General features: G+C 64.6%; 21 protein-coding genes. 12 read left to right on the top strand and 9 right to left on the bottom strand.

Going from position 1 to position 21,976, the window contains the following annotated elements:
• Window positions 1-38 precede the first annotated feature (38 nt).
• Window positions 39-515, bottom strand: a complete 477-nt coding sequence (locus tag R4P57_RS20115; protein WP_317804610.1) for a hypothetical protein — start codon at window positions 513-515, stop codon at window positions 39-41.
• Between the two features lie 151 nt (window positions 516-666).
• On the opposite strand from R4P57_RS20115, the gene R4P57_RS20110 reads away from it, so the two are divergent.
• The 5 genes from R4P57_RS20110 to R4P57_RS20090 all read left to right on the top strand — a co-directional run bounded on the left by R4P57_RS20110 (window position 667) and on the right by R4P57_RS20090 (window position 5,740).
• Entirely contained in the window at window positions 667-1,278 is a 612-nt protein-coding gene (locus R4P57_RS20110) for a heme-copper oxidase subunit III (RefSeq protein WP_317804609.1), read from the top strand.
• Between the two features lie 83 nt (window positions 1,279-1,361).
• Window positions 1,362-2,210: a cytochrome c gene (locus R4P57_RS20105; protein ID WP_317804608.1), complete on the top strand. Its 849-nt coding sequence runs from the start codon at window positions 1,362-1,364 to the stop codon at window positions 2,208-2,210.
• Window positions 2,207-3,418, top strand: a complete 1,212-nt coding sequence (locus R4P57_RS20100; protein WP_317804607.1) for a ubiquinol-cytochrome c reductase iron-sulfur subunit — start codon at window positions 2,207-2,209, stop codon at window positions 3,416-3,418. Before R4P57_RS20105 ends, R4P57_RS20100 begins: the two co-directional genes overlap by 4 nt.
• Window positions 3,415-5,232 (top strand): cytochrome bc complex cytochrome b subunit, encoded by a 1,818-nt coding sequence (locus tag R4P57_RS20095; RefSeq protein WP_317804605.1) that lies wholly within the window; start codon window positions 3,415-3,417, stop codon window positions 5,230-5,232. The genes R4P57_RS20100 and R4P57_RS20095 overlap by 4 nt, the downstream gene beginning before the upstream one ends.
• Before the next feature lie 232 nt (window positions 5,233-5,464).
• Window positions 5,465-5,740 (top strand): helix-turn-helix transcriptional regulator, encoded by a 276-nt coding sequence (locus R4P57_RS20090; RefSeq protein WP_317804604.1) that lies wholly within the window; start codon window positions 5,465-5,467, stop codon window positions 5,738-5,740.
• Window positions 5,741-5,914: 174 nt separating this feature from the next.
• Here the strand turns inward: R4P57_RS20090 and R4P57_RS20085 are convergent, their stop codons facing one another.
• Both R4P57_RS20085 and R4P57_RS20080 read right to left on the bottom strand, forming a co-directional pair.
• The gene (locus R4P57_RS20085; RefSeq protein WP_317804603.1) at window positions 5,915-6,331 is read right to left on the bottom strand and encodes a cytochrome c oxidase subunit 4; all 417 of its coding nucleotides are present in this window, start codon (window positions 6,329-6,331) and stop codon (window positions 5,915-5,917) included.
• Window positions 6,332-6,349: 18 nt separating this feature from the next.
• Entirely contained in the window at window positions 6,350-7,429 is a 1,080-nt protein-coding gene (locus tag R4P57_RS20080) for a cytochrome c oxidase subunit II (protein ID WP_317804756.1), read from the bottom strand.
• Between the two features lie 223 nt (window positions 7,430-7,652).
• On the opposite strand from R4P57_RS20080, the gene asnB reads away from it, so the two are divergent.
• Entirely contained in the window at window positions 7,653-9,581 is a 1,929-nt protein-coding gene (gene asnB / locus R4P57_RS20075; protein WP_317804602.1) for an asparagine synthase (glutamine-hydrolyzing), read from the top strand.
• Window positions 9,582-9,629: 48 nt separating this feature from the next.
• On the opposite strand, the gene R4P57_RS20070 is transcribed toward asnB, so the two are convergent.
• The 3 genes from R4P57_RS20070 to R4P57_RS20060 form a co-directional block, all read right to left on the bottom strand.
• On the bottom strand, window positions 9,630-10,604 hold the full coding sequence (locus R4P57_RS20070; RefSeq protein ID WP_317804601.1) for a carbohydrate kinase family protein: 975 nt from the start codon (window positions 10,602-10,604) through the stop codon (window positions 9,630-9,632).
• A 104-nt stretch (window positions 10,605-10,708) separates the two neighbouring features.
• The gene (locus tag R4P57_RS20065) at window positions 10,709-11,074 is read right to left on the bottom strand and encodes an iron-sulfur cluster assembly accessory protein (RefSeq protein ID WP_317804600.1); all 366 of its coding nucleotides are present in this window, start codon (window positions 11,072-11,074) and stop codon (window positions 10,709-10,711) included.
• Between the two features lie 66 nt (window positions 11,075-11,140).
• Window positions 11,141-12,214 carry a glycerate kinase gene (locus tag R4P57_RS20060; protein ID WP_317804599.1) on the bottom strand — a complete coding sequence of 358 codons (1,074 nt, stop codon included), beginning with the start codon at window positions 12,212-12,214 and terminating at the stop codon, window positions 11,141-11,143.
• Between the two features lie 100 nt (window positions 12,215-12,314).
• Here R4P57_RS20060 and R4P57_RS20055 point away from each other — a divergent pair, with 100 nt between their 5' ends.
• Genes R4P57_RS20055 through R4P57_RS20040 form a run of 4 tightly spaced genes read left to right on the top strand, consistent with a single transcriptional unit; the run spans window position 12,315 to window position 15,395 of the window.
• Window positions 12,315-12,974 (top strand): DUF3043 domain-containing protein, encoded by a 660-nt coding sequence (locus R4P57_RS20055; RefSeq protein ID WP_317804598.1) that lies wholly within the window; start codon window positions 12,315-12,317, stop codon window positions 12,972-12,974.
• 5 nt (window positions 12,975-12,979) lie between these two features.
• The gene (gene cobU, locus R4P57_RS20050) at window positions 12,980-13,549 is read left to right on the top strand and encodes a bifunctional adenosylcobinamide kinase/adenosylcobinamide-phosphate guanylyltransferase (protein WP_317804597.1); all 570 of its coding nucleotides are present in this window, start codon (window positions 12,980-12,982) and stop codon (window positions 13,547-13,549) included.
• Between the two features lie 2 nt (window positions 13,550-13,551).
• Window positions 13,552-14,631, top strand: a complete 1,080-nt coding sequence (cobT, locus tag R4P57_RS20045) for a nicotinate-nucleotide--dimethylbenzimidazole phosphoribosyltransferase (RefSeq protein WP_317804755.1) — start codon at window positions 13,552-13,554, stop codon at window positions 14,629-14,631.
• A gap of 2 nt (window positions 14,632-14,633) precedes the next feature.
• Window positions 14,634-15,395 carry an adenosylcobinamide-GDP ribazoletransferase gene (locus R4P57_RS20040; protein ID WP_317804596.1) on the top strand — a complete coding sequence of 254 codons (762 nt, stop codon included), beginning with the start codon at window positions 14,634-14,636 and terminating at the stop codon, window positions 15,393-15,395.
• Here R4P57_RS20040 and R4P57_RS20035 read toward each other — a convergent pair.
• A complete protein-coding gene (locus R4P57_RS20035) occupies window positions 15,392-16,495 on the bottom strand; it encodes a branched-chain amino acid aminotransferase (RefSeq protein ID WP_317804595.1) in 1,104 nt (367 codons plus the stop codon). The two genes, R4P57_RS20040 and R4P57_RS20035, sit on opposite strands and share 4 nt — an antisense overlap.
• Window positions 16,496-16,536: 41 nt before the next feature.
• Window positions 16,537-17,637, bottom strand: coding sequence for a glycine cleavage system aminomethyltransferase GcvT (gene gcvT / locus R4P57_RS20030; RefSeq protein ID WP_317804594.1), 1,101 nt, complete (start codon window positions 17,635-17,637; stop codon window positions 16,537-16,539).
• Between the two features lie 117 nt (window positions 17,638-17,754).
• Between gcvT and R4P57_RS20025 the strand changes: the two genes are divergently transcribed.
• Complete coding sequence (locus tag R4P57_RS20025) at window positions 17,755-19,278, top strand: leucyl aminopeptidase (RefSeq protein WP_317804593.1); 1,524 nt, start codon at window positions 17,755-17,757, stop codon at window positions 19,276-19,278.
• Window positions 19,279-19,326: 48 nt separating this feature from the next.
• On the opposite strand, the gene R4P57_RS20020 is transcribed toward R4P57_RS20025, so the two are convergent.
• Window positions 19,327-19,668, bottom strand: a complete 342-nt coding sequence (locus R4P57_RS20020; RefSeq protein ID WP_317804592.1) for an oxidoreductase — start codon at window positions 19,666-19,668, stop codon at window positions 19,327-19,329.
• Window positions 19,669-20,045: 377 nt separating this feature from the next.
• On the opposite strand from R4P57_RS20020, the gene sucB reads away from it, so the two are divergent.
• Complete coding sequence (sucB, locus tag R4P57_RS20015) at window positions 20,046-21,833, top strand: 2-oxoglutarate dehydrogenase, E2 component, dihydrolipoamide succinyltransferase (protein ID WP_317804591.1); 1,788 nt, start codon at window positions 20,046-20,048, stop codon at window positions 21,831-21,833.
• Window positions 21,834-21,976 lie beyond the last annotated feature (143 nt).

Below are 21,976 nucleotides of genomic sequence, written 5' to 3'. Positions count from 1 at the left end.
TGCCCTTCTGCCGTCGATGCACTCGGTGCCGTGGAAGCTTAGCCAGACGCTGCGTCGGGCGGCGCAGGCTGCAATGCATCCCACCCCAACACCGCACCCGCTCGGCGCTGGGCGAGGCCGGCCATCCGCGAACGCTCCTGCGAGCAGTGCAGCGCGTCGAGCACCTGCACACGTTGCAGTACCAGTGGGACGCCACCGTCGACCTTCGGGCGGTAGCCCTCACTGTCCGCGAGTTCGACGTTCGGTCCGACTTCGTAACCGTCCTGCGCCGCGACGGACGCGGCGTCCTCCACTTCGTGTGCGGGCAGCAACAGATGATGCCGAAGCAGCACGTCCGACGCCTCCGTCCACACCGGCTGCGTTCTCGCGGCATCGTCGAGCACAGCCGAGCATGCCTGTGCGTCGTCGAAGCAACTCGCCACTATCACCAGATCCTCGCGCGTGGGGTCCAGACGTTCTGCGGTCGACCGCGAGAACAGCCGCCGAAACCACCCACCTTCGGTGCTCTTTGCCATGAGGCCAGCCTTGCACGACTGGACCCTACCGGCCCGTACGGGGCCCCTGACCAGCCCGGGAACTACAAGGCTTACGAATTCGTTGCGTCGCGACGCGCCAAGAGCGGACCCGGATATGCCTTCCGTACTACGACGGGTCATACTTCTTTCTGTGACGAGCGCTGTAGGGACTCAAGGATCGGCAATCACCCAACGCGTGCACTCGCTGAACCGTCCCAATATGGTCAGCGTCGGCACGATCGTGTGGCTGTCGAGTGAACTCATGTTCTTCGCCGGGCTGTTTGCGATGTACTTCGTCGCACGAGCCCAGGCGAACGGAAATTGGCCGCCGGAACCGACCGAGTTGAACCTCACTCTGGCCGTTCCGGTGACGGCCGTGCTGATCGCATCGTCGTTCACGTGCCAGTTGGGCGTGTTCGCCGCTGAGCGTGGCGACGTCTTCGGCCTTCGGCGTTGGTACATCATCACGCTGGCCATGGGCACGTTCTTCGTGTCCGGCCAGGCGTACGAGTACTACCACCTGGTGCACGAGGGCACGACGCTGTCGAGCAGCGTGTACGGCTCGGTCTTCTACATCACGACCGGCTTCCACGGACTGCACGTCATCGGCGGACTCATCGCGTTCGTCTTCCTGATCACCAGAACCCTGGTCAGTAAGTTCACGCCCGCGCAGGCCACCGCCGCCATCGTCGTCTCGTACTACTGGCACTTCGTCGACATCGTCTGGATTGCCCTCTTCGCGACGATCTACTTCATCCGCTAGTGACAGCAAGCACGCCAAAGATAACGAACGAACGGATTCAGCCCCCGACGTTCGGCCCGTCCCGACACGACAAGGGATAGAAGATGAGTACATCTCCCCCAGCAGCATCCGTCGACAAAGCCGCCCCCAAGACGAGACGGCAGCGTAAGACGCGTCGACGCATCACCGGTGCTCTCGTTCTGATGATGGGCCTTCTGAGCGCGGGATTCCTCGCTTCGGCCCTCACCCCGACCCCGCAGGTCGCAACCGCCGATACGGACTCGGCTGCGCTGATCCGCGAAGGTAAGCAGCTCTACGACACGTCCTGCGTGACGTGCCACGGTGCCAACCTGCAGGGCGTCCAGGATCGCGGCCCGAGCTTGATCGGCGTCGGCGAAGCCGCTGTCTACTTCCAGGTCTCGAGTGGCCGTATGCCGGCCGTGCGTAACGAGGCACAGGCGCTGCGGAAGCCGCCGAAGTTCAACGACAAGCAGGTCGACGCCCTGGGTGCTTACATCAACGCCAACGGCGGCGGACCCACGGTCATCCGCGACGAGAACGGCGAGATCGCTCAGGAATCGCTGCGCGGCGAAGACATCGCGCGCGGCAGTGAGCTCTTCCGGTTGAACTGCGCGTCCTGCCACAACTTCATCGGTCAGGGCGGTGCCCTGTCCTCCGGCAAGTTCGCGCCGGATCTCGGCCCTGCCAACGAGCAGGAGATCTACACGGCGATGGTCACCGGACCGCAGAACATGCCGAAGTTCTCCGATCGTCAGCTGACGATCGAGGAGAAGTCCGACATCATCGCGTACGTCAAGTCGGCTCAGGACACGAAGGCCGCGGGCGGTTGGGGTCTGGCCGGCTTCGGACCGGGCACCGAAGCCATCGCCCTGTGGGTTGTCGGCATCGCCGCAGTCGTCGGCGCAACACTGTGGATCGGAGCTAGATCATGAGCGACGGCGATTCCGGCCGTAAGGACGCGAACAACGATGACGAATCCGGGCGCAAGGATGCACCCGGTGCCGAGGGCGTGAACGCGGACAAGAAGTACACCGACGAGGAACTCGCCGCGATGAGCCGCGACGAACTGGTCGAGCTCGGCACCAACCTCGACGGCGTCGACGTGGCATTCCGTCGAAACCGCTGGGCAGTAGAGGGCACCCGCGCCGAGAAGCGGGCCGAGCGCAGTGTGGCGATCTGGTTCGCCATCGCAGGCATCTCCGCCGTCGCGTTCATCGGTATCTACCTGTTCTGGCCATGGCAGTACGCCGGTATCGGCGACGAGAACTACAACCTCTACTCGCTGTACACGCCGTTGATCGGCGGCACGATGGGTCTGGCAATTCTCGCCGTCGGCGTCGGTGCCGTGCAGTTCACCAAGAAGTTCATCCCCGAAGAGGTCTCCATCCAGGACCGCCACGACGGAAGTTCGTCGGAGACGGACCGCAAGACGTTGGTTGCCGAGCTCGGCGACTCCCTCGACACCTCGACCATCGGTCGACGCAAGGTGATCAAGCGCTCACTGTTCTTCGGCGGCGGCGCACTCGGTGTCATGGCACTGCTCCCCCTGGGCGGACTGATCAAGAATCCGTGGGCCAAGGGCGAAGATTCTCCGTTGTGGGTATCCGGCTGGACTCCTCGGTACGATGGAGAGACCATCTACCTCCGACGAGACACCGGGCGACCGGAAGATGTAGTTCTCGTTCGGCCCGAGGACTTGGACGCTGGTGCCATGGAGACCGTCTTCCCGTTCCGCGAAGCGGACCGCGAGAGCGAGCACGAACTGCTCGTGTCGTTGCGCGGCATTCGCAACGCCGTCATGCTCATCCGCCTGCGTACCGACGACGCCACTACGGTCGTCAAGCGCAAGGGCCAGGAGAGCTACAACTACGGCGACTACTTCGCCTACTCCAAGATCTGCACGCACTTGGGTTGCCCGACATCGTTGTTCGAGCAGCAGACCAACCGCATTCTCTGCCCTTGCCATCAGTCGCAGTTCAACGCGCTCGAGTACGCCAAGCCGATCTTCGGACCGGCCGCGCGCGCGCTGCCCCAGCTTCCCATCACAGTCAACGAGGAGGGATACCTAGTGGCATCTGCAGATTTCAACGAAGCACTGGGCCCCGCCTTCTGGGAACGTCGACCGGAGCGTGATTCATGAGTCCTTCACTGCAAACCCTCGCAGCCAAGCAGGCCGACGACGTAGACAGTCGTTACCACCTGGCACCGGGACTGCGCCGTCAGATCAACAAGGTGTTCCCCACCCACTGGTCGTTCCTGCTCGGTGAGATCGCGCTGTACAGCTTCGTGATCCTGCTGATCTCCGGCGTGTTCCTCACCCTGTTCTTCGATCCATCGCTCAGCGAGGTCGTCTACCAGGGCGCATACACCCCGCTCAACGGTGTCACCATGTCGCGTGCGTACGCCACTGCCCTCGACATCTCGTTCGAGGTCCGCGGCGGTCTGTTCATGCGACAGATCCACCACTGGGCAGCGTTGATGTTCGCCGCCTCGATCATCGTGCACATGGCGCGCATCTTCTTCACGGGTGCATTCCGTCGCCCCCGCGAGGCCAACTGGGTCATCGGCTGCCTGCTGCTGATCCTGGCCATGTTCGAGGGCTTCTTCGGTTACTCCCTCCCTGACGACCTGCTCTCGGGCACCGGTCTTCGTGCAGCCTTCTCCGGCATCACGATGAGCATCCCGATCGTCGGCACCTGGATGCACTGGCTGATCTTCGACGGCGACTTCCCCGGCACCATCATCATTCCGCGCCTGTACGTGGCCCACGTGCTGCTGCTACCCGCGATCATCCTGGCGTTGATCGCAGCTCACCTCGCGTTGGTCTGGTACCAGAAGCACACGCAGTTCCCCGGACCGGGCCGTACCGAGACGAACGTCGTCGGCGTTCGTATTCTCCCGGTGTTCGCGGTCAAGTCCGGTGCATTCTTCGCCGTGACTTTCGGTGTTCTCGCCGCAATGGGTGGTCTGCTTCAGGTCAACCCGATCTGGAACCTGGGTCCGTACAACCCTGCGCAGGTCTCGGCCGGCTCGCAGCCCGACTTCTACATGATGTGGACCGACGGTCTGGCTCGACTCTGGCCGGCATGGGACATCTACATCGCCGGTCGCTACACCATTCCGGCCGTGTTCTGGGTCGCCGTGATCATGGGTCTGGTGTTCACCGTCATGATCGCCTACCCATGGATCGAGAAGCGTCTCACCGGAGACACTGCGCACCACAACCTGCTGCAGCGTCCCCGCGACGTGCCCGTCCGTACGGCAATCGGTGCGATGTCCATCGCGTTCTACGTCGTTCTGACGCTCTCCTGCGTCAACGACCTGATCGCGTACAAGTTCGACATCTCGCTCAACGCCATGACCTGGATCGGTCGAATCGGCGTCTTGATCCTGCCTCCGATTGCCTACTTCGTTGCCTACCGGTTCTGCATCGGCTTGCAGCGCAGCGACCGGGCAGTGCTCGAGCACGGAATCGAAACCGGAATCATCAAGCGGCTTCCGCACGGCCAGTACGTGGAAATCCACCAGCCGCTCGGACCTGTCGATGATCACGGACATCCGATTCCCCTCGACTACCAGGGCGCACCGGTACCCAAGAAGATGAACAAGCTCGGCTCGGCCGGAAAGCCCGGCTCGGGATCGCTGTTCACCCCGGACCCGGTGGCACAGAGCAAGGCTCTCGAGGACGCGCTGCACAAGGGTGAACACGAGCAGCTCGCGATGCTCCGCAACTACCAGGCGGGAATTCTCGGTAGCGGCTCGAACGGTCACTCGAACGGCAACGGCAACGGCCATGCCAATGGCAACGGCCACTCGAACGGCAACGGCCACTCGAACGGCAACGGCCACTCGAATGGCCATGCCAATGGCAATGGGAACGGTCATTCCAACGGCAACGGTCACGAAGACGCTGCAATCACATCGGGTCGACAGGACAACAACGGCGATCGCTGACATGTGAACACCGAAGAAGGGCGGCACCGGCTACGGTGCCGCCCTTCTTCGCGTCTGTAGTCGTTTGCGGACGTAGTCGCCCCGCCTCCGGTACGCCGGAGGCACGACAGCCACTCCCCTCCCCCGGCCTCGACTGCGCCCGCACGCCAGGAGCAGGACTCCTGATGAACGATCTCGTGCGGCAGGACGACGAGCCCGCGGTGTTTCTCCCTACCGGTATTACTATCGGTAGATGGTCCGCATTCCCCTCACCCCCGGCGAACTCGCCCGCGGTGCCCGGCTCGGCACGGCCCTGCGTCGATCGCGAGGCACCCGCACCATGACCGATGTCGCCGACGCGGCCCGCATCTCCGTCGAGACGCTCAGGAAGATCGAGACCGGACGGATACCGACTCCTGCATTCTTCACCGTCGCGGCACTGTGCGAGGCGCTGAACATCTCACTGGACGCCTTGGCCGACTCGACCTCGAATACCGCCCCTACACACTCCGAGGCCGACGCATCCTGAGGACCATCGTCGAACTATCCTCTTCCACGCTTTCGTCGACCGGTATCCGCCGCACCGGCCCCTCGCTCCATGGCCTCTGTGAGCCTGTCGGTTGCATCGCCCTTGCCTGTTGACAGCGAAAAAGGCCCCAGCCGTTCGTGAGAACAGCTGGGGCCCTTATCGGCTATGCCTGAATCAGTGGCGCTCGGCACCGACGTGGTACTCGAAGACCAATCCTGCGGCCGAGACAATTACGCACACGACTCCCAGTGCGATCAACCATGGCTGGAAGAAGGCGAACCCGAGGGCGGTGATGGATGCGGCTCCTGCGAGCACGATCGGCCAGAAGCTGCCGGGGCTGAAGAAGCCCAGGTCGCCTGCTCCGTCGCTGACCTCGGCGTCGTCGAAGTCCTCGGGTCGGGTGTCGAGACGGCGCGCAACGAACCGGAAGTAGGTGCCGACGATCAACGTCAGGCCTACCGACAAGAAGATCGCGGTGACTCCGGCCCACTCCACTCCGGTGCGGCTCAGACCTGTGAACAGTGCGTACACGATGCCGACCAGCAGGAAGAAGACAGTGAGGATTTCGAAGATCTTCGCTTCGATTTTCATATCAGCATGCTTCCTTGGTCAGTTGCCTTCGGCGACGGTGGCGGTGCGGACAGTGCGATCGGTCTCGAACGGCGAGGTGCTCGTTGCGAGGGGACTCTCGCCGATACCTTCGAGGGCCTGCGCGTTGGTGAGCGCTTCTCCACCCTCGGACAGCGGCTTCCTGAGTTCGATGTACTGCTCGAACCGCTCCGGCGATACGGCGCGCACCTCGAAGTTCATCATCGAGTGGAAGGTGCCACACATCTCGGTGCACCGCCCGACGAAGGAGCCTTCGCGTTCGATTTCGCTGATCTGGAAGACGTTGTCGGAGTTGTTTTCCTCAGGGTTCGGCATCACGTCGCGCTTGAAGAGGAACTCCGGCACCCAGAATCCGTGGATGACGTCCGAGGACGCGAGCACGAATTCGATGCGCTTGCCTGTCGGCAGAACCAGCACCGGGATCTCATCGGAGGAGCCGACCGTTTCGATCTTGTTGTAGTGCAGGTACGACAGATCCTGGGTGGATGCTCCGTTGATCGGTCCTGGAACGAACTCGCCGTCCTCGCTGCCCTCGGCACCTTCGCCCGGGGTGGCGGCGGCCTCGGCGGCAGCCTGCTCTTCCTCGTCGGTGCCCTCGTACTTGGCGGCACCGTCCTTGAGGTCGATGGTCCGGTATCCGAACTTCCAGTTCCACTGGTACGCCGTGACATCCACCTGGACGTCGGGATCGGCCTGCTTCTCGTCGACGTAGTTCTGCACCACGACGGTGAAGTAGAACAGTACGGCGATGATCACGAACGGAACCGCCGTGTAGAACAGCTCGAGCGGAACGTTGTACGCCGTCTGGCGGGGGAACTCCGGTGAGCTCTTCTTCTTACGGTGGAACAGCACCACCCAGAAGATCAGCACCCACACGATGATGCCCATGACCAGGGCAGCAATGACCGACCACGTCCACAGGTCGCCGATGCGTCGCCCCTGAGGGGTGACGCCCGAGGCGAAGCCGAAATTGAGTACGTTGTCGCTGCTGATGGAACAGCCCGACAGCATCAACGCGGCTACACCGAGAAATGCTGTCAGCCCCGCTCGCCGAAGGATCCGACTCTGCGCCACGTTCACGCCTTCCTGATCGCCCACCACTGAAGAATGAGGGCTTCCACATGGGATGCCCTAGTACTACGCAGCGTAGACCAAAGCCGGCGAAGAACCACCCTTGGGTCGTTACCTACGACCGAGCGTGTCTGCGGCATACTCGGATCCTGATCTACAGTCCCGCTGACGACACTCGCGGAGACCAGGACCCCTGCACTGTCCCCAACTGCGAGAAGAGGTAGCAGACGCCGTGTGTGGACTGCTCGGAGTACTCACGTCTCACGGAACGACCGCCGCCGGAGTCGAACTCGTCGCTGCGGCGACCCATTGCATGCGTCACCGCGGCCCGGACGAGCCCGGTGGCACCTGGCACGACGACGACGTCGTCTACGGCTTCAATCGGTTGTCCTTCATCGACATCGAACACTCCCATCAGCCGATGCGTTGGGGTCCACCGGAGTCACCGAACCGGTACGCGCTCGTCTTCAACGGCGAGATCTACAACTACCTGGAACTGCGCGCAGAACTGGCACGCGATCACGGTGCCGAGTTCACCACCGAGGGTGACAGCGAGTCCATCGTCGCTGCGTTCCACTACTGGGGCCCTGCTGCAGTACAACGACTGCGAGGCATGTTCGCGTTCGCCGTCTGGGATACCGAGACCCGCGAGATGTTCATCGCCCGCGATCCCTTCGGCATCAAGCCGCTGTTCCTGGCCACCGGTCCGGGTGGCACCGCGTTCGGTAGTGAGAAGAAGAGCGTGCTCGAGCTGATGGATTTGCTCGGCGTCGGCACCGATCTCGACCCGCGCGCTATCGAGCACTACACCGTGCTGCAGTACGTCCCCGAGCCCGAAACCCTGCACGCAGGCGTTCGCCGGCTCGAATCCGGTTGCTACGCCACTCTGTCTCCCGGTACGCCGCCGAAGGTCACCCGCTACTTCACACCGAAGTTTCCGGTGCAGCCCTTCGCACCCGGCAGCGAGAAGGCGCGGTACCAGGAAATCGCCGAGGCACTCGAAGACTCGGTTGCAAAACACATGCGCGCCGACGTCACTGTCGGCTCGTTCCTCTCCGGCGGCATCGATTCGACGGCCATCGCGGCCCTGGCGATTCGTCACAATCCCGACCTGATCACGTTCACCACCGGATTCGAGCGTGAGGGCTACTCCGAGGTCGACGTGGCAGCGGAGTCGGCGGCCGCAATCGGTGCCCGGCACATCGTGAAGGTCGTCGGGCCCGAAGAGTTCGCGACGTCCATCCCCGAGATCGTCTGGTATCTGGACGATCCCGTGGCCGACCCCGCGTTGGTGCCGCTGTACTTCGTCGCCAAGGAAGCACGCAAGCACGTGAAGGTGGTGCTTTCCGGTGAAGGTGCGGACGAGTTGTTCGGCGGCTACACCATCTACCGCGAACCGCTGTCGTTGAAGCCGTTCGAGTCGCTTCCCGCCTTCCTTCGACGTGCGGCCGGCTCGTTGAGCGAGCGAATCCCGGAGGGCACTCGCGGCAAGAGCCTGCTCAACCGTGGATCGATGACTCTCGAAGAGCGGTACTACGGCAACGCTCGCAGCTTCAACGACGCGCAGTTGCGCTCGGTGTTGCGCGAGTTCCGATCCGAGTGGACCCATCAGGACGTCACCGCGCCGATCTACGCGCAGTCGCAGGGATGGGATCCGGTGGCTCGCATGCAGCATCTGGATCTGTTCACCTGGTTGCGCGGCGACATTCTGGTCAAGGCCGACAAGATCACCATGGCGAACTCACTCGAGCTGCGAGTCCCGTTCCTGGACTCCGAGGTCTACAAGGTCGCCGAGAAACTCCCGCTCGAGCAGAAGATCACCAAGAGCACCACCAAGTACGCTCTGCGTCAGGCGCTCGAGGGAATCGTTCCCGGTCATGTACTGCACCGCGCCAAGCTGGGATTCCCTGTGCCACTGCGCCATTGGCTGCGCGGCCCGGAACTCTTCGACTGGGCGCACCAGCAGATCGCCGATTCGCAGACCGATCACCTGCTGAACAAGGCCGCCGTCGTCGCAATGCTCGACGACCATCGCGCCGGCAAGTCCGATCACAGCCGTCGACTGTGGACGCTGCTGATCTTCATGGTGTGGCACGGAATCTTCGTCGAGAAGCGCATCGTGCCGCAGATCGCCGAACCGGAGTACCCGGTCAACATCTGATCGGGTCACCTCGCCGCCCCTGATATCTCGGGGGCGGCGAGATCGGCCTCAGACGGGGAGCAGTGCCCCGATCTCCTCGCCCGCTTCGGCACCATAGGCCTCGGTCAGACGCTTGATCGCGTCGTCGCGGTTGAGATCCCACTCCTGAGTGCCGGTGGTCTCGAGTACCAGCACGGCCACGAGCGAACCGAGTTGCGCTGCACGTTCGATGCTGGCTCCGGCCATGTGCGCGGTGAGAAAACCTGCCCGGAAGCCGTCGCCGACACCGGTCGGGTCGACCTTGCTCGTCTCGGGTACGACACCGATGTGAGTGTGTTCGCCGCCCTTGGCAACGATGTCGACGCCGCGCTTACCCAGGGTGGTGACACGCAGATCCACCTTCGCGGCGATGTCTTCGTCGGACATGCCGGTCTTCTGCTTGAGGAGTGCCCATTCGTACTCGTTGGTGAACAGGTACGCGGCGCCGTCGATCAAGTCGGTTGCCTGCGCGGCGTCGAGCCGGGCGAGCTGCTGCGACGGGTCGGCCGCGAACGGGATGCCGGCAGCGCGGCACTGCGCCGTGTGCGCCGTCATGGCGTCGGGGTCGTTTGCACCGATCAGAACCAGGTCCATCTCGTGCTGCGCCGCGAGTGCCTCGATGGAAATGTCACGGGCCTCGCTCATCGCTCCGGGGTAGAACGACGCGATCTGCGCCATGTCCTCGTCCGTGGTGCAGACGAAGCGGGCAGTGTGTGCGGTAGCGGACACGCTCACACCACTGCAGTCGACTCCGTGCTCTTCGAGCCAGGTCCGATATTCGGCGAAGTCCGGTCCCACAGCTCCGACGAGCAGAGGCGCACCGCCGAGAACTCCGAGTGCGTACGCGATGTTTCCGCCGACGCCTCCCTTGCGGATGACCAGATCGTCCACCAGAAAGCTCAACGAGATGTTCGAGAGCTGATCGGCGACAATCTGCTCGGCGAACCGTCCGGAGAATCGCATCAGATGGTCGGTCGCTATCGAGCCGGATACCGCGAGAGTCACGAAGAAGGGCCTTTCGGTTCATAAATGCTGGGGAGCTGATGGGCAGACACCACTGTGACCGGTACACGCATGCGTGTACCGGTCACAGTCGAGTACGAGTCAGCTCAGTTGAACGAGTCGCCGCACGCGCACGATCCCGTGGCGTTCGGGTTGTCGATCGTGAAGCCCTGCTTCTCGATCGTGTCCACGAAGTCGATGGATGCACCCTCCACGTACGGGGCGCTCATCCGGTCCACTGCGAGGGTGACGCCGTTGAAGTCGACCGCGAGGTCGCCGTCGAGGCTTCGGTCGTCGAAGAAGAGCTGGTAGCGCAGTCCTGCGCAACCACCTGGCTGCACGGCGATGCGCAGCGCGAGGTCGTCGCGGCCTTCTTGGTCCAGCAACGCCTTGGCCTTGGTCGACGCGGTCTCCGTCATGGTGACCTTGTGCGCTGCGGTTTCGGTCGTTGTGGTCTCATTCGAAACGGTCATGGGCTCTCCCTATCAGTCGTACAAAACCCGTGAACTACTCAACCGTACTCCCGGTGGCTCTATTCCTCACGCTCGCCGCCTCGGTTGCACAGCGGTGTCGGCCACCTTGGCCGCGACGCGCGCGGCCAGCTGTTCGAGCTGGTTCGCCGCGTCGGACATCGCCAGCTCGACCGATCCAGCGAACTCACTGATCGAGTGCGCAGCCGAGATACCCGCCGATTCCAGTTCGTCTTCGGACAGCGTGACCTGTCCCGCGAGCACGATCGTGTCGATACCGGTCGCACCGCCCGCGGCAGCGATTCTGGTCACCAGCTTTCCTCGCAGCGATTGTGAGTCGAACTTCCCCTCACCGGTCAGCACCAGGTCGACGGTCTCGAGCAGTTCACGTTGCCCGGTTCTCTCCGCAACCACGACGGCACCGGGTTGCTGCCTGCCGCCGAGGGCGAACAGGGCCGCGCCCAGACCGCCCGCGGCTCCGGCACCGGGTCGGTCTGCCACGTCGTAGCCGGCGGCCGAGAGCACTGCGGCCCAATCGGTGTTCGACTCCTCGAGCCGAGCCACGGTGTCTGCGTCGGCACCCTTCTGTGGGCCGAACACTCGGGCTGCACCGGCGTCGCCCAGCAGCGGGTTCTCCACGTCCGACGCGGCGACGAGGTCGACGTCCGACAAGCGCGCGACTGCTGATCCGAGTCCACCCAGCGCACGAATCATCGCCCGCCCGCCGTCGCTGCAGCTACTTCCGCCGAGTCCGACGAATACCGTTCGAGCCCCGGCGTCGAGGGCGGCGTCGAGCAGCTGACCGACGCCGTAGCTGCTTGCCTTCAGTGCGGAGAGTGGAGTGGGCGGGCCGTCGAGCAGATGCAGTCCGCAGGCCTGAGCCGATTCGATGTACGCCGCCATACCGTCGAGCAGCCAGTGGGCTCGCACCGGGTTGCCGAGGGGCCCGTCCACGTCCGCGAACTGCACGATGCCGATGCGCGAGGCCAAGACCTCGACGAAGCCGGGGCCGCCGTCGGATTGGGGCGCGAGTTCGAGTTCGTCGGTCTCGCGAACCGAGGCCCATCCCCTGGCGATGGCGTCGGCCGCAGCGGCGGCAGTCAGGGTGTCTCCGAACGAATCCGGCGCAATCATCACTCGCATCGTCGGAAGTCTAGGGCTGCAGCGCCGGAACGGCATCCGCTGTTTCACCGCTGACCTGGCCGGTGTTCGATACCGACGAGCCATCCCATACTCTGAGTGCGTGAAGCTGCTACGCCGTGGAAACTCTGACAATTCGGACGGAAACGACTCGAACGAATCCGAGTCGACGACGGCCGGGAGCGACGCGACCTCTTCGGTGTCTCTCGGCAAGGGCCGGCCGACCCCCAAGCGTCGTGATGCCGAGGCTCGGCGTCGCGGACCGGTCGCCCCTGCTCCCCTGACGAGCAAAGAGGCACGCGAGCGTCGCAAGGCGAACAAGGGCACCAAGGAAGATCGCAAGGCCGCCTCCAACGAGCGACGCGCCGCCGCAGCCGAACGACGAGCACGCATGCTCGCGGGCGACGACAAGTACCTGCTCCCCCGCGACAAGGGTCCGGTGCGCGCATACGTGCGCGACATCGTCGACGCGCGGCGCAACCTCGTCGGTCTGTTCATGCCGCTCGCGTTGATCCTGATCTTCGCGTTGTTCCTGCAGCCTCAGGTGCAGCAATACGTCACCCTCGGCATGTTCGTGATGATGCTCTTCATGGTCGGCGAGGGCGTCTACCTCGGCAAGATGATCAACAACAAGATTCGGGTGCGGTTCCCCGAGACCACCGACGGCGGTTTCAAGATCGGGTGGTACGCCTTCGTCCGCGCATCCCAGATCCGCAAGATGCGCGCTCCCAAGCCGCGGGTCAGCGCCGGCGAGGCCGTCTGACGTCGGTGGGCGTACCGACTCGAACCCTCGTGCTCGGTGGAGCCAGATCCGGCAAGTCCGGGCACGCCGAATCGCTTGCCGTTCTCGAGCCGGTTCGCTACCTCGCCACCGGTAGGCGGGACGCAACCGACGAGGACTGGCAGCGCCGTATCGAGCGGCATCGCGCGTCGAGACCGAAGCATTGGTCCACCGTCGAAACCGTCACATCCCTGGCCGGTGTCGTCTCGCAGCCGTGGGACGGCACCACCGTCGTCGACGATCTCGGGACGTGGCTGACGGGAATGCTCGACGACGCGCAGGCCTGGGAGCGTCCCCGCGGCACGATCGCACCGGCTGTCGACAACCTGGTCGGGGCAGTCGCGAACTGCGCGTACCCCCTCGTGCTCGTCAGCCCCGAGGTCGGCCTGTCCGTCGTGCCCGAATCCCGTTCCGGTCGCCTCTTCCGAGACGAGCTGGGCTTGCTCAATTCTCGGCTCGCCGCAGTGTGTGACAAGGTTCTGCTGGTCGTCGCAGGACTCGCGCTGACCCTCAAGGAACCTCCGGCGGACTTCATCACCGCGAAAGGCACAGTGTGACAATTCTTTCGGAAGAGGATTCGGCGTCGTCGTCACCGTTTCGTCCGGTGACCGCTCCATCGGACTCGGCTCGATCGGCTGCCGTGGACCGGCAACGGGAATTGACCAAGCCTGCCGGAAGCCTCGGTCGCCTCGAGGCGCTCGGTGAGTGGATCGCCGCCTGCCAGGACGCCTGCCCGCCACGATCTCTCGAGCGAGTGCGTGTCGTCGTTTTCGCCGGAGATCACGGCGTCGCTGCGCACGGGGTCTCTGCTTATCCTCCTGAAGTGACGGCCCAGATGGTCGAGAACATCCGCGCCGGAGGTGCCGCGGTCAACGTGCTCGCCGATATCGCCGGTGCCACCGTTCGGGTTGTCGACATCGCGGTCGACGCCGATACAGATTCTTCGGTGTCCGCGTTCAAGATTCGACGGTCAAGCGGATCGATCGACCGCGAGGATGCGTTGAGCGAGGACGAGGTTCGGGCCGCGATTGCCGCCGGAGCCGCCATTGCCGACGAAGAAGTGGACGGCGGCGCAGATCTTCTCATCGCAGGCGATATGGGAATCGGAAACACCACTCCTGCAACGGCATTGATCGCCACCCTGACCGACACCGAACCGGTAGCCGCTGTCGGTCGCGGCACTGGAATCGACGATGCGGGGTGGATCAGTAAGACCGCAGCGATCCGGGACGCGATGCGTAGAGCACGACCGGTCGCGAAGAACCCCACCGACCTACTGCGGGTCGCGGGCGGTGCCGACATCGCGGCACTCGCCGGTTTCCTTGCGCAGGCCGCCCATCGACGGACGCCGGTGATACTCGACGGCCTCGTGGTGACGGCAGCAGCGCTCGTGGCCGAGGATGCCGCAGCCGGTGCCAGAGCGTGGTGGGTTGCCGGGCACCGCTCGTCCGAGCCGTCACACTCACTTGCGCTGCGGCACTTACGGATCGAACCGTTGGTCGAATTGTCCATGCGCCTCGGTGAAGGCTCGGGCGCGCTCGCAGCATTGCCGCTGGTTCGCGCAGGCATCGACACCCTGAACTCGATGGCGACCTTCGCCGATGCCGGGGTCAGCACCGGCGACACCGAAGCCCGCTGACCGTGCGGTGGCGAGCCGAAGGGCTGGTGCTCGCGTTCTCCTGGCTGACAGTGCTACCGGTACGCGGCCCCGCCGACGTCGATCGAGACTCGGCCGGGCGAGCCATCGCATGGGCTCCACTCGTCGGCCTCGCCCTCGGCGGTGTCGCCTCGGCAATCCTGTGGGTGACGACCGCGGCGGGGTTGTCACCTGTTCTCGGCGGGCTGATCTGCGTTGCGGCCGCCGCACTGCTCACCAGGGGCATGCACCTCGACGGATTGGCCGACACTGCCGACGGGCTCGGCTGTTACGGCCCTCCCGAGCGCGCTCGGGAGGTCATGAAGTCCGGTAGCGCAGGCCCGTTCGGTGTGGCAGCACTTGTTCTGATCCTGGGGATACAGGCCGCGAGCGTCGGCCAGCTCGCTCAATTGCACATGTGGTGGGCCATCGTGTTCGTCTCGGTGATCGGCCGTGTGTCGGCGGTGCTCGCCTGTCGTAGAGGCATCGACGCGGCAGCACCGAGCGGTTTCGGCGCACTCGTGGCAGGCACACAGTCGAGCGCAGCGGTGGCGTTGTGGGTAGGCGCGGCAACGGCGATGTCCGTCTACGCGCTGCCCGACCGACCGTGGCAGGGACCGTTGGTGGTCGTCACCGTGCTCGCCCTCGCGGTGGTTGTCGCTCGCCACTGTGTCCGACGCTTCGGCGGGCTCTCCGGCGACGTGCTCGGAGCCGGAATCGAGACCACCACCGCGCTGGCCGCGGTCGGCCTGCTTCTGGGGAGCTAGCGGAGCGTGGTCATCCAGCCGTGCGTATCGGCGAACGTTCCGCGCTGAATGCCGGTGAGCGTGTCACGCAGTGCGAGCGTGATCTCGCCCGGCTCGCCGCCTGCGATCTCGAACGTTCCCTCGGTGGACTTGACGCTGCCCACCGGCGTGATGACGGCTGCTGTACCGCAGGCGAACACCTCGGTGATCTCGCCGGAGTCGGCACCCTTGCGCCACTCCTCGGTGGAGATCCGCCGCTCTTCGACGGGGATGCCTGCGTCGGTCGCCAGGGCAAGCAGCGAGTCGCGGGTGATGCCGGGGAGAAGCGATCCGGACAGCGACGGCGTCACCAGGCGTGCATCGGAACCCGAGCCGAAGACGAAGAACAGGTTCATGCCGCCCATTTCCTCGACGAAGCGGCGCTCGGTGGCGTCGAGCCAGACCACCTGGTCACATCCCTCGTCGCTGGCCTGCGCCTGCGCGAGGAGTGATGCGGCGTAGTTCCCGGCGAACTTCGCCGCACCGGTCCCGCCCGGTGCCGCCCGGACGTACTCGGTGGAGAGCCAGACGCTCACCGGCTTGACTCCCCGGGGGAAGTACGCACCCGCGGGCGAGGCGATCAACATGTAGCGGTACGAGTCGGCGGGGCGCACACCCAGCCCGGCTTCGGTGGAGAACATGTACGGCCGGACGTACAGCGCGTCTTCGCCACCGGCCGCGGGAACCCAGTCGTGGTCGAGTTCGAGGAGCTTCTCGATCGATCCGATGAACAGCTCGTCGGGCAATTCCGGCATCGCCAGACGGCGAGCCGAGGAGCGGAAGCGCTCGGCATTGGAGTGCACCCGGAAGGTCGAGAGGTCGCCGTTCGGCTGACGATAGATCTTGAGTCCCTCGAAGATGGCCTGGCCGTAGTGCAGGACCATCGCGGCGGGGTCGAGCTCGATCGGACCGTACGGCGCGATCGTCGCATCGTGCCAACCGCCGTCACGGGTGTAGTCGATGTACACCATGTGGTCGGTGAAGTGTTTTCCGAAACCGGGTGCAGCGAGCACCGCGTCGCGCTCCGCGGCAGTCGCGGGCGAGGAATGCTGCACGTACGTGAACTCGGAAACACCTGTCATGCCGGAGATCCTATCGTCAACGCCACCGAGTTCTCGCGCGGTCACCTGGTCTTCGCTGCGACGAACGGTGGCGCGACCACTTCGCAGCGCAACGCTCGCCCACGAACGTCGACCTCGACCTCCGTGCCCACCTCCGGAGCGGCTTCTGCGTCGAGCAGGGCCAGGGCGATTCCGATCTTGAGCGACGGCGAGAACGTGCCGGACGTCGTCGTTCCGATCTGCTGTCCCGACGCCCTGACGGCGAGGCCGGGGCGCAGGACACCGCGGTCGAGGGCCTTCAGTCCGCGCAGCACTCGCGCCGGTCCGCACGCCTTCTCGGTGGACAGGGCTTCCTTGCCCCAGAACGCGTCCTTCTTCCACCCGATCGCCCAGCCGCAGCGCGCCTCGAGTGGCGAGATGTCCAGTGCCAGTTCATGTCCGTGCAACGGGTATCCCATCTCGGTACGCAACGTGTCGCGTGCACCGAGCCCGCACGCCTGCCCTCCGCGCGAGCGCACGGCAGCCATGAGTGCCCGGAAGAGCGGTTCCACATCTCCCGCGGGGGGAACGAGCTCGTAGCCGTGTTCGCCGGTGTATCCGGTCCGGCAGACGCGGACCGCCACCGAATTCCAGGTGGCGTCCTCGAATGCCATGTAGTCCATGTCGGTCGGCAGGCCGAGTTCCTGCAGAACCTCGGTCGACTTCGGTCCCTGCACGGCCAGCACTCCGAACTCGCGGTGCTGGTTCACCACCGAAACCCCTTCGGGTGCCTGCTCGGCCATCGCCGCGACGACGGCCGCCGTGTTGGCTGCGTTCGGCACCAGAAAGACGTTCTCGTCCGAGACGTAGTACGCGATCAGGTCGTCGACGACACCGCCGGATTCGGTGCAGCACAGGGTGTACTGCGCCTTGCCCGGTTCGATTCGGTTCAGATCGTTGGTGAGCACGGAATTGACGAAGGCAGCGGCTCCGGGTCCGGTCACCGACGCCTTACCGAGATGCCCGACATCGAAGAGGCCGACGGCCTCTCGCACTGCCGTGTGCTCGACGACCACTCCGGCGTACGACACCGGCATGGTCCAGCCGCCGAAAGGTGCGAATGTCGCGCCCAATTCGGTGTGCACGGCATGAAGTGGTCCCTCGATCAGCTCGGTGTCGGTCATGGCGGTCACGCTAGCTCACATCGCGGCCGTCGCGGGCCCGGCAGACCGACTGCGTCCCTCGACGAGTCGTCATTAGGATCGAGGTACGTACACGTCAACCCCTACAGGAGCAGCCACGTGCCTTCATCCTCGACGCCTTCCCGCACTCTCGGACCCGACCTGGTCCTCGCGGGCAAGCTCGGCAAGAAAGTCGACGTTCTCGTCGTCGCGCTGAGTACCAGTGACGACGGTCTCGAACTCGCCATCACCGACGACATTTCCGACGACGCCATCGCTGCAGCGCTACTCGACTCCTTCGAGTCCGTCGGTGCCACCGGCAAGGCCGACGAGCTGGTGCGCATTCCGGCACCGTCCGGCCTGTCCGTGGACAGCGTGCTGGCGGTCGGCCTCGGTAGCGCCGCCGACATCGACAGCGAGCGCATCCGCCACTCGGCCGGTACCGCAGCTCGCGCGCTCAAGGGCGTCGAATCTGCCGCGACCACGTTGTCGGCGCTCGATCTCGGCGCGGCCGCGGAAGGCTTCTTTCTGGGCGCGTACCAGTTCACCGAGTTCAAGTCGGCCTTGTCGGCACCGAAGTCCGACGCGCTTCCGCTCACCCGCGTCGAGTTGCTCGTTCCCGACATCCGCTCCAAGGAAGCCAAGAACGAGCTGGCACGATCGCTCGCCATTGCCGAATCCGTCGCTGTGGCACGCGATTTCGTCAACACCCCGCCGAGCCACCTCTACCCGGAGGAGTTCGCTGCGCAAGCCAAGGCCCTCGGTACGGCTGCGGGCCTGAAGGTCGAGATCATGGACGACAAGACACTGGAGAAGGACGGCTACGGCGGCATTCACGGCGTCGGCAAAGGTTCTTCACGCCTGCCCCGACTGGTTCGCCTGACGCACTCGGGCGGTAAGCGGGGTGCGAAGAAGGTCGCCCTGGTGGGCAAGGGAATCACGTTCGACACCGGCGGCATCTCCATCAAACCCGCTGCGGGCATGGAGAACATGACCTCGGACATGGGCGGTGCGGCTGCGGTCATCGCGACGGTGATCCTGGCCGCGAAGGTCGGTCTGCCACTCGATGTCATCGCGACGGTGCCGATGGCCGAAAACATGCCGTCGGGTACAGCGCAGCGTCCGGGCGATGTATTGACCCAGTACGGCGGCATCACCGTCGAGGTCATCAACACCGACGCCGAAGGCCGCTTGGTGTTGGCCGACGCGATCGTGCGTGCCTGCGAGGACGATCCGGATTACCTCATCGACACCGCGACATTGACCGGGGCTCAGGTGGTCGCGCTCGGCAATCGAACGCCAGGAGTCATGGGCACCGAGAACTTCCGCGACCGCGTCGCCGAGATCTCTCAGGCCATCGGCGAAAACGCATGGGCGATGCCGTTGCCGAAGGAGATCCGACGCGAACTCGATTCCAAGGTGGCCGATCTGGCCAACGTCACCAACGGCCGGGCCGGTGGAATGCTCGCTGCCGCTCTGTTCTTGAAGGAATTCGTCGCCGACGGCGTCGAATGGGCTCACATCGACGTCGCGGGCCCTGCGTACAACACCGGTGGACCCTTCGGTTACACCGGCAAGGGCGGCACCGGCGTTCCCGTACGGACGATGTTCGCGGTCCTGGAGGACATCGCCGAGAACGGCTGATCGCGACAGTCCGTGCGTGCGGATCGGCGTCCGCACGCACGGGCGAGGTCAGAGATCGCGCTGCTGCTGTTCACGCTTCCTGATGACCTTCTGGCGGGCATCGTGATCGCGCATGCGCTGGGGGTAGCCGGTCTTGCGTACGTCGTACACCGGGATCTTCAGGTCGGATCCGATCTTTCGTACATATTTTTCATCGAGTGGTCGACGGGTCCATTCGCCGTCGTTCGCGATCAGCACGACGGTCAGCGGGGTGACCGTCGTCTTCGGCTCGACGTAGGCCTCGACACCGATTCGCGCGTCGGTCCAATCGGCCAGGTACTGGGCAACCGACCCCTCCGGGGCCCGTTTCGCGCCCCCGCCGCTTCGCTTGAGTCGATCGAACAATCCCACGAGAGCATCCTTTTCGTACGGCCGATGGATCATCGGTTCTGGTGCCGGAATGTTGTTACCCGCCAGTTTGCCAGGCGTGTTGCACGCCCTAGGGGAACGGCGAGGCGATATCAATGGAAGGATGACATTAGAGGGTTCAGCTCTCTTGATAGTGAACCAAGGCTCGTGAAGTGAGTGAGTGAATTGCCGAGAGGGAGTGTCTACGTGGGCGCTGAGTCGAGCCGCACACGCTCGATCGGTGCCGTGTGCACCGACGCCTCCGTCGAACCGAATCACGCAACTCTCGTCCATGAACCCTGTTCCGCCAGCACAATGGTCTGCGACCACAAGTCGTCGAACCACATCACCCGCATACAACTGTCGAGGAGTCAACAGACATGGCCTTCTCCGTCCAGATGCCAGCTCTTGGTGAGAGCGTCACCGAGGGAACTGTCACGAGGTGGCTCAAACAAGAAGGCGACACCGTCGAAGTCGACGAGCCATTGCTCGAAGTCTCCACGGACAAGGTCGATACCGAGATCCCGTCGCCTGCAGCCGGTGTTCTGACCAAGATCGTCGCTCAGGAAGACGACACCGTCGAGATCGGTGGCGAGCTCGCCCAGATCGGTGACGCAGGCGAGGCACCCTCGTCCGATGCACCGGCCGAGGACGCCGCGCCCGCCGAGGAGTCGGCACCCGAGGAAGCTGCCGAGGAGCCCACTCCCGCAGCCGAGCCCGAGCCACAGGCCGAGGAGGAGGCACCCGCAGCGAGTGCATCGTCCGACTCGTCGGGATCCGGCACGCCGGTGACGATGCCCGAGTTGGGTGAGTCCGTCACCGAAGGCACCGTGACTCGATGGCTCAAGGCCGTCGGTGACGAGGTTGCTGTCGACGAGCCGCTGCTCGAGGTGTCCACCGACAAGGTCGACACCGAGATCCCGTCTCCGGTCGCCGGAACTCTGCTCGAGATCTCCGCCGAGGAAGACGACACGGTCGCCGTCGGTGGCCAGCTGGCCGTCATCGGATCGGGATCGCCGGCCGAGAAGGCCCCCGAGACCGAGGCCCCGAAGTCCGAGGAGCCGAAGGCCGAGGAGCCGAAGGCCGAGGAGCCGAAGAAGGAGGCTCCCAAGCAGGAAGCCCCCAAGCAGGAAGCCCCGAAGGCCGAGCCCAAGCCCGAGCCCAAGCAGGAGGCTCCCAAGGCCGCTCCCGCCAAGGAGTCGGCACCGTCGGGTGATTCCAGCCCGTACGTCACTCCCCTGGTACGCAAGCTGGCGTCGGACAACGATGTCGATCTGTCGACCGTGAAGGGCACCGGTGTCGGTGGACGCATCCGCAAGCAGGATGTGCTCGCCGCAGCCGAGGCCAAGAAGGCTCCGGCCGCTCCGGCTGCCGCTGCTGCGCCTGCCGCCGCAGCGAAGCCCGCTGCCCCGGCCACCGCTGGTGTTCGCCCGGAGCTCGCGCATCTTCGCGGAACCACGCAGAAGATCAACCGAATTCGTCAGATCACCGCGAAGAAGACGCGTGAGTCGCTGCAGACTTCTGCACAGCTGACGCAGACCTTCGAGGTCGACGTGACGAAGATCGCCGGTCTGCGCACCAAGGCGAAGGCGAAGTTCGCCGAGAACGAGGGCGTCAACCTGACGTACCTGCCGTTCTTCGCGAAGGCCGTCGTGGAGGCTCTCAAGGCGCACCCCAACGTCAACGCGAGCATCAACGAGGACGCCAAGGAGATCACGTACCACGCCGATGTCCACCTCGGTATCGCCGTCGACACCGAGCAGGGTCTGCTCTCCCCCGTCATCCACAATGCGGGCGACCTGTCGCTCGCCGGACTGGCTCGGGCGATCAACGACATCGCCACCCGTGCACGCTCGGGTGGACTCAAGCCCGACGAGCTGTCCGGTGGCACGTTCACCATCACCAACATCGGCAGCCAGGGTGCGCTGTTCGACACCCCGATCCTGGTTCCGCCGCAGGCGGCCATGCTGGGCACGGGTGCGATCGTCAAGCGTCCGGTCGTCGTCAAGGACGACTCGGGCAACGAGTCGATCGGTGTTCGCTCGATGTGCTACCTGCCGCTCACCTACGACCACCGTCTGGTGGACGGGGCCGATGCGGGACGCTTCCTCACGACGATCAAGCAGCGTCTCGAAGTGGCGTCGTTCGAGGCCGATCTCGGCCTGTAGGCAACCGGCGAATCGCGTCTCTCACGTATTCTGGTGAGAGCGCGAAACATTCGCATCGGAGTCTCGACAAGAGGGGCACGAACCGTGCATCCGGGGCATCATTCGTTCGCGAATGATGCCCCGTTTGCGTCAAGGAGGCTTTC

This window comes from Rhodococcus sp. IEGM 1330 (assembly GCF_033142445.1).
GTDB lineage: Bacteria > Actinomycetota > Actinomycetes > Mycobacteriales > Mycobacteriaceae > Rhodococcoides.
Note: the sequence above shows the minus strand (reverse complement) of the source record. Positions and strands in the feature narration are given on the sequence as shown.

Bases quoted from the DNA above. Each gene is read 5' to 3' on its own strand.
- R4P57_RS20060 (WP_317804599.1), bottom strand. From the start codon at position 12,214: ATGCGAGTGATGATTGCGCCGGATTCGTTCGGAGACACCCTGACTGCC.
- R4P57_RS20100 (WP_317804607.1), top strand. From the start codon at position 2,207: ATGAGCGACGGCGATTCCGGCCGTAAGGACGCGAACAACGATGACGAA.
- R4P57_RS20115 (WP_317804610.1), bottom strand. From the start codon at position 515: ATGGCAAAGAGCACCGAAGGTGGGTGGTTTCGGCGGCTGTTCTCGCGG.
- R4P57_RS20090 (WP_317804604.1), top strand. From the start codon at position 5,465: ATGGTCCGCATTCCCCTCACCCCCGGCGAACTCGCCCGCGGTGCCCGG.
- sucB (WP_317804591.1), top strand. From the start codon at position 20,046: ATGGCCTTCTCCGTCCAGATGCCAGCTCTTGGTGAGAGCGTCACCGAG.
- R4P57_RS20065 (WP_317804600.1), bottom strand. From the start codon at position 11,074: ATGACCGTTTCGAATGAGACCACAACGACCGAAACCGCAGCGCACAAG.
- R4P57_RS20095 (WP_317804605.1), top strand. From the start codon at position 3,415: ATGAGTCCTTCACTGCAAACCCTCGCAGCCAAGCAGGCCGACGACGTA.
- R4P57_RS20085 (WP_317804603.1), bottom strand. From the start codon at position 6,331: ATGAAAATCGAAGCGAAGATCTTCGAAATCCTCACTGTCTTCTTCCTG.
- gcvT (WP_317804594.1), bottom strand. From the start codon at position 17,637: ATGACCGACACCGAGCTGATCGAGGGACCACTTCATGCCGTGCACACC.
- R4P57_RS20035 (WP_317804595.1), bottom strand. From the start codon at position 16,495: ATGACAGGTGTTTCCGAGTTCACGTACGTGCAGCATTCCTCGCCCGCG.
- R4P57_RS20105 (WP_317804608.1), top strand. From the start codon at position 1,362: ATGAGTACATCTCCCCCAGCAGCATCCGTCGACAAAGCCGCCCCCAAG.